We start from the raw sequence: 4106 nt of genomic DNA, 5'->3' as shown, positions 1-4106 counted from the left end.
GCGGCCAAACCCGCCGGCCCGCGTCGCCCGCCCAAGGCGCCGCCGGCCGAGCCGCGGTTGATCCTGTTCAACAAGCCGTTCGACGTGCTGACCCAGTTCAGCGACGGCGAGGGCCGCGCCACGCTCAAGGACTTTATTGCCATCCCCGGTGTGTACCCGGCCGGGCGTCTGGACCGCGACAGCGAAGGCTTGCTGCTGCTGACCAATGATGGCCAGTTGCAGGCGCGCATTGCCGACCCCCGGCACAAGTTGCCCAAGACCTACTGGGTGCAGGTCGAGGGCGAACCGAGCGAGGAGCAGTTGCAGCGCTTGCGTGAGGGCGTGGCGTTGAACGACGGCATGACCTTGCCGGCCGAGGCACGCCAGCTCGACGAGCCTGACCTGTGGCCACGCAACCCGCCGGTGCGCTTTCGCAAAAGCATCCCGACCACCTGGCTGGAACTGGTGATCCGTGAAGGGCGCAACCGCCAGGTGCGGCGCATGACCGCCGCGGTCGGCTTGCCGACCCTGCGCCTGGTGCGCGTGCGGATCGGCGACTGGAGCCTTGAGGGGCTGGAGCAGGGCCAGTGGCGTGAAGTCCCGGCGCGGCGCTAGACGCCTTCGATGTAGCCGATGACCACGCTTTTGATGACAAAGGCGAGGATGCCCAGGCCCAGCACGAAAAACAGGATGAAGGTGCCGAACTTGCCGGCCTTGGATTTTTTCGCCAGGTCCCAGACGATAAAGCCCATGAAACCAATCAGGAGGGTGACCAGGATGGTCATCATCCATTCTTCGAACAACGCAGGATCCATCGATTTTCTCCGGCAGCTTGAAGCGCGCGAGTATACGCCCGCCCTCCGGTGCTGACTAACGCAGGTGCGTGAGCGGCATCTCGGTGCTGGCCAGCACCTGGTTGAGCACAAAGCTGGAGCGCACGCTGGTGACACCTTCGATACGGGTCAGGTGGCCGAGCAGCAGCTTCTGGTAATGGTCCATGTCGGGCACCACCACCTTGAGCTGGTAGTCGGCATCCATCCCGGTGACCAGGCTGCATTCGAGCACCTGGGGCAGGCCGCGAATCGCCGCCTCGAAGGTTTCAAAGCGCTCGGGGGTGTGGCGGTCCATGCCGATCAGCACATAGGCGGTGAGGCTCAGGCCGAGCTTCTTGCGATCGAGCAGGGCCACCTGGCGCGAGATGTAGCCATCATCCTCGAGCTGTTTGACCCGCCGCGAGCAGGGCGAGGGTGACAGGCCGATACGCTCGGCCAGTTCCTGGTTGGAGATGCGCGCATCGCGCTGCAGTTCGGCAAGAATGCTCAGGTCATAGCGGTCAAGCTTGCTCATGGTTGAAGCCTTTTCTGTTTCAATTGCGGTGGATTATCAATCTTTAGTTAAAAATTGCGCAAGTACTGTTTTGGTGAGCAATTTTAGCAATCCTCTGCCGCTGCGCTTGCTTATGATGGTCAACAGAATCACTGCCCGGACAGATGTCCACGGCGGCGACCCCAATCAGGGGCGCTGCGGCCAGCAACCCAACAGGGTTGTGCTTGGCCCCCGGGCTGCACACTGTCCACAAGACGGCGTGAGGTGAGCCGGCGCCACAAGTGCCGAGCAAGGACGAAATTCTCGAAGGGTGGCCTCAGGGTCGCCCTTTTTTATTGCCTGGTTTTTTCATGCAGCGCATGCGCTCGCGTCGCGGACAGCCTGATAGAGTAGGTCACGAATGCGCGCGGGAGAGAGACAGCATGAAGTCGAGCATCTGGCCGTTGGCTGGTGTGGGTTTGCTTTGTTTGAGCCTGAATGTGCAGGCCCAGGGTGATCGCCATGGGCCGCAGCCGGACCCCAATGGCGGTGATCGTCCACCTGCTGCGTCGCCGCTCAACGCGCGGCCCGACGAAGTGCGCCAGACCCAGCCTGCCCGCCAGGGCTACTACCAGGATGTGCCACGGCGCAATGACGGCAACCCGCATTGGCAGGCTGGCGGGCCGGGGCCGCGACCGGGCGACGGCCACCATGGCAGTGGCTGGGGGCCCGGCCCGCAGTATCGGCCGGGGCATACCATTGATCGCTTTGCTGATCAGTATCGGCGGGTGCCGTACCGTGGCCACGACTATTACTATTCCGGCGGCTACTGGTACCAGCCGCAAGGGCCACGCTATGTGGTGGTAGCGCCGCCGTATGGGGCACGGGTGAACGACCTGCCCGATTATGCGCAGCAGGTGTGGGTGGGCAGTACGTTGTTCTTTCTGGCGGCGGGTACGTATTACCAGTACCAGGACGACCGCCGCGAGTACGTGGTGGTGAACCCACCGGTGCAACAGCGCGGTGGCTATGACGTGATTGCCTACCGGCCTATGGGCAGACCCCGCCACAGGCCGAGCAGGACCGATACCAGTGCCATCGCTGGGCCGTCGAGCAGACTGGTTTCGACCCGGCGGCGGCCAGCTATACGCCGCCCGCGCAAGTGGCGGACAATTACCGCAGGGCACTGGGTGCGTGCTTGAGTGGGCGGGGTTACAGCGTCAACTGAACAGTTTCGCCGGCAAGGTCGGCTGCTGCAGGCAGGAGCCGGCCTTGCCTGTCACCCCACCGGGTCGGCATGCACCAGCACCTCGGCCTTTGGGTACGCGCGGTGAATCGCTGCCGCCGCTGCATCGCACAGCCCGTGTGCCTCGGTCAGCGGCATCGCCCCTGGCAATTCCAGGTGCACCTGCACGAACCAGTGGTTGCCCGACACCCGCGTGCGCAGGTCATGTGCACCCAGCACGCCGGGCACGCTGCAGACCAGGGCCAGCATCTGCTCGCTCACCTCGCCGGGCAACTCCTTGTCCATCAGGGTCGCCGCGCTTTCCCGCGCGATCTGCAGCGCACTCCACAGGATGTACAGCGCGATCCCCAGCCCGAAGAACGCATCCAGCTGCGGCCAGCCAAATCGCGCCAGCACCAGCGCCAGCAGAATGCTGGCGTTGAGCAGCAGGTCGGAGCGGTAGTGCAGCGAGTCCGCACGCACTGCCGTGGAGCCCGTGATGCGTACCACCCGCGCCTGCAACAGCAGCAGTGCCACGGTCAGCGCCAGCGACAACAGCATCACCACGATACCCAGCGTGGCATCGCCCAGCGGCTGCGGGTTGTGCAGGCGCTCCAGCGCCTGCCCCCCCGATCAGCACCGCGCTCACACCGATGAACAGCGCTTGCGCCATGCCCGCCAGTGCCTCGGCCTTGCCGTGGCCATAACGGTGATCGTCGTCTGCCGGGCGCAGTGCATAGCGCACCGCCAGCAGGTTGAGGAACGATGCCACGCCATCGAGCAGCGAGTCGGTCAGCCCTGCCAGCAGGCTCACCGAACCGCTGAACCACCAGGCAATCGCCTTGCTCACGATCAGAATGCCGGCCACCGCCAGCGAGGCGCTGGTGGCCAGGCGCAGCAGGCGGGCGTGTTCGCTGCAGGTGTCCATCAGGCGGCCGGCTTGAGGCCGTACAGCGCCAGTTGTTCGACACTGCCCTTGTGCTGGATCAGGCGCGGGTCGTTGAGCGGCAGGCGCTGGCCCAGCTCGCTGTGCAGGATGGCCTGCAGGCGTGCGTTGTCGACCTTGCCGTCAGCACCGATGGCGTGCTGCAGCCGTTGCGGATCGACCTGGGCAGTGGTGCCGCCGGGCAGGTAGATGGCGCCGGTGGCGAAGTCGATGCCGAACGCGATCAGGCCCGGGATGACATAGAACAGGATGCCGATGGCATCCAGCGCGACGATCACCGGGTCCACCTTGCCTTCGATCTGGCCACGGCGGTCGGGATAGAACAGGGTGCCGCACGCGGTCAGTTGGGTCAGCAGGGTGGCGACCAGGGCGCCGCCGATGACGCGTGAAGGAATACGCATGTGAATCTCCGCAGTAAAGGCCACAACGATACCGGCAAAATGCCGGCCCATGCAGGTAAGACCATGATAAGTCAGGCTGGGTTCGCCGTTATACTCGGCCGATTGTTCGAGGGCTACCATGAATTCATTACCGATCGATGCCGTGTTGCCCGCCTTGCGTGCGGCGTTGCAGCAGCGCCACGAGGCCGTGCTCGAAGCGCCGCCCGGCGCCGGCAAGACCACCCGCGTACCGCTGGCGTTGCTCGACGAG

At 64.8% G+C, this 4106-nt stretch carries 4 protein-coding genes and 3 pseudogenes; 3 read left to right on the top strand and 4 right to left on the bottom strand.

Going from position 1 to position 4106, the window contains the following annotated elements:
• Positions 1-57: 57 nt before the first annotated feature.
• Positions 58-594, top strand: a complete 537-nt coding sequence (locus G3436_RS22605) for a pseudouridine synthase (RefSeq protein WP_163949690.1) — start codon at positions 58-60, stop codon at positions 592-594.
• Here the strand turns inward: G3436_RS22605 and G3436_RS22600 are convergent.
• Together G3436_RS22600 and G3436_RS22595 are read right to left on the bottom strand one after the other, a co-directional pair.
• A complete protein-coding gene (locus tag G3436_RS22600) occupies positions 591-794 on the bottom strand; it encodes a DUF2788 domain-containing protein (protein ID WP_163949688.1) in 204 nt (67 codons plus the stop codon). The genes G3436_RS22605 and G3436_RS22600 overlap by 4 nt on opposite strands.
• A gap of 55 nt (positions 795-849) precedes the next feature.
• On the bottom strand, positions 850-1326 hold the full coding sequence (locus G3436_RS22595) for an Lrp/AsnC family transcriptional regulator (RefSeq protein ID WP_163949685.1): 477 nt from the start codon (positions 1324-1326) through the stop codon (positions 850-852).
• 401 nt (positions 1327-1727) lie between these two features.
• On the opposite strand from G3436_RS22595, the pseudogene G3436_RS22590 reads away from it, so the two are divergent.
• Positions 1728-2512, top strand: a pseudogene (locus tag G3436_RS22590) (DUF6515 family protein).
• A gap of 51 nt (positions 2513-2563) precedes the next feature.
• Here the strand turns inward: G3436_RS22590 and G3436_RS22585 are convergent.
• Both G3436_RS22585 and G3436_RS22580 read right to left on the bottom strand, forming a co-directional pair.
• Positions 2564-3437, bottom strand: a pseudogene (locus G3436_RS22585) (cation diffusion facilitator family transporter).
• Entirely contained in the window at positions 3437-3856 is a 420-nt protein-coding gene (locus tag G3436_RS22580; RefSeq protein ID WP_163949683.1) for a polyribonucleotide nucleotidyltransferase, read from the bottom strand. Before G3436_RS22580 ends, G3436_RS22585 begins: the two are co-directional and overlap by 1 nt.
• Positions 3857-3974: 118 nt before the next feature.
• Here G3436_RS22580 and G3436_RS22575 point away from each other — a divergent pair.
• Positions 3975-4106 (top strand): annotated as a pseudogene (locus G3436_RS22575) (DEAD/DEAH box helicase); the annotation flags it as partial.

This window comes from Pseudomonas brassicae (assembly GCF_010671725.1).
GTDB classification, from domain to species: domain Bacteria; phylum Pseudomonadota; class Gammaproteobacteria; order Pseudomonadales; family Pseudomonadaceae; genus Aquipseudomonas; species Aquipseudomonas brassicae.
Note: the sequence above shows the minus strand (reverse complement) of the source record. Positions and strands in the feature narration are given on the sequence as shown.